Raw genomic sequence first — 1,713 nt, 5'->3', positions numbered from 1 at the left:
TGCTGTGCTCCTTAGAAAGGAGGTGATCCAGCCGCACCTTCCGGTACGGCTACCTTGTTACGACTTAGTCCTAATCACCGATCCCACCTTCGACAGCTCCTCCCCTTGCGGGTTAGGCCACTGGCTTCGGGTGTTACCGACTTTCATGACTTGACGGGCGGTGTGTACAAGGCCCGGGAACGTATTCACCGCAGCGTTGCTGATCTGCGATTACTAGCGACTCCGACTTCATGAGGTCGAGTTGCAGACCTCAATCCGAACTGAGACCGGCTTTTTGGGATTCGCTCCACCTTGCGGTATTGCAGCCCTTTGTACCGGCCATTGTAGCATGCGTGAAGCCCAAGACATAAGGGGCATGATGATTTGACGTCATCCCCACCTTCCTCCGAGTTGACCCCGGCAGTATCCCATGAGTTCCCACCATTACGTGCTGGCAACATAGGACGAGGGTTGCGCTCGTTGCGGGACTTAACCCAACATCTCACGACACGAGCTGACGACAACCATGCACCACCTGTATAGAGACCTTGCGGGGCGACTGTTTCCAACCGTTTCCTCTATATGTCAAGCCTTGGTAAGGTTCTTCGCGTTGCATCGAATTAATCCGCATGCTCCGCCGCTTGTGCGGGCCCCCGTCAATTCCTTTGAGTTTTAGCCTTGCGGCCGTACTCCCCAGGCGGGGAACTTAATGCGTTAGCTGCGACACGGAGACCGTGGAATGGTCCCCACATCTAGTTCCCAACGTTTACGGCATGGACTACCAGGGTATCTAATCCTGTTCGCTCCCCATGCTTTCGCTCCTCAGCGTCAGTTACGGCCCAGAGATCTGCCTTCGCCATTGGTGTTCCTCCTGATATCTGCGCATTCCACCGCTACACCAGGAATTCCAATCTCCCCTACCGCACTCTAGTCTGCCCGTACCCACTGCAGGCCCGAGGTTGAGCCTCGGGTTTTCACAGCAGACGCGACAAACCGCCTACGAGCTCTTTACGCCCAATAATTCCGGACAACGCTTGCACCCTACGTATTACCGCGGCTGCTGGCACGTAGTTAGCCGGTGCTTTTTCTGCAGGTACCGTCACTTTTACGCTTCTTCCCTACTAAAAGAGGTTTACAACCCGAAGGCCGTCGTCCCTCACGCGGCGTTGCTGCATCAGGCTTTCGCCCATTGTGCAATATTCCCCACTGCTGCCTCCCGTAGGAGTCTGGGCCGTGTCTCAGTCCCAGTGTGGCCGGTCACCCTCTCAGGCCGGCTACCCGTCGTCGCCTTGGTGAGCCATTACCTCACCAACTAGCTGATAGGCCGCGAGCTCATCCTTGACCAAAATTCTTTCCACCCCAGAAGATGCCTTCCAAGGTCGTATCCGGTATTAGACGTCGTTTCCAACGCTTATCCCAGAGTCAAGGGCAGATTGCTCACGTGTTACTCACCCGTTCGCCACTGATCAGAGAAGCAAGCTCCTCATCACCGTTCGACTTGCATGTGTTAAGCACGCCGCCAGCGTTCGTCCTGAGCCAGGATCAAACTCTCCGTAAATGTTTGACTGCACGACCACCGAAGTGACCGGCACATCTAGTGCAGAAAGCCACCGGAATAGGCGAACAATCTGCAAGTTTGAAACTGACAGAACAAATCATTACTGACTTGCTTTGTTGTTTAAATGTTTTCCAAAGGAATCTCTTCCGCGGTACCCCCTAGAAAGGAGCCCTACG

1 rRNA gene is annotated in these 1,713 nt (G+C 54.7%); it reads right to left on the bottom strand.

Annotated features, from left to right (window positions below):
• Positions 1 to 15: 15 nt before the first annotated feature.
• A 16S ribosomal RNA gene (locus tag E3T25_RS00150) occupies positions 16 to 1,537 on the bottom strand.
• Positions 1,538 to 1,713 lie beyond the last annotated feature (176 nt).

This window comes from Cryobacterium sandaracinum, from assembly GCF_004403415.1.
Classification (GTDB): Bacteria; Actinomycetota; Actinomycetes; order Actinomycetales; family Microbacteriaceae; genus Cryobacterium; species Cryobacterium sandaracinum.
This window is presented reverse-complemented; position numbering and strand designations above follow the sequence as displayed.